The 257-nt window shown below is 58.0% G+C and carries 3 tRNA genes; all 3 read left to right on the top strand.

Going from position 1 to position 257, the window contains the following annotated elements:
• The 3 genes from SB658_RS25380 to SB658_RS25370 all read left to right on the top strand — a co-directional run bounded on the left by SB658_RS25380 (position 1) and on the right by SB658_RS25370 (position 255).
• Positions 1-77: transfer RNA gene (locus SB658_RS25380), tRNA-Met, on the top strand.
• Positions 78-79: 2 nt separating this feature from the next.
• Positions 80-156: transfer RNA gene (locus SB658_RS25375), tRNA-Ile, on the top strand.
• Positions 157-162: 6 nt separating this feature from the next.
• Positions 163-255, top strand: a tRNA-Ser gene (locus SB658_RS25370).
• The last annotated feature ends 2 nt before the right edge of the window (positions 256-257 follow it).

The raw sequence follows: 257 nt of genomic DNA, 5'->3' as shown, positions 1-257 counted from the left end.
GGCGGTGTAGCTCAGCTGGCTAGAGCGTACGGTTCATACCCGTGAGGTCGGGGGTTCGATCCCCTCCGCCGCTACCAATGGACCTTTAGCTCAGTTGGTTAGAGCAGACGGCTCATAACCGTCCGGTCGTAGGTTCGAGTCCTACAAGGTCCACCACTATACGGAGGAATACCCAAGTCTGGCTGAAGGGATCGGTCTTGAAAACCGACAGGGGTGTCAAAGCCCGCGGGGGTTCGAATCCCTCTTCCTCCGCCATA

The organism is Bacillus sp. SIMBA_008, from assembly GCF_046535495.1.
GTDB lineage: Bacteria > Bacillota > Bacilli > Bacillales > Bacillaceae > Bacillus > Bacillus subtilis.
This window is presented reverse-complemented; position numbering and strand designations above follow the sequence as displayed.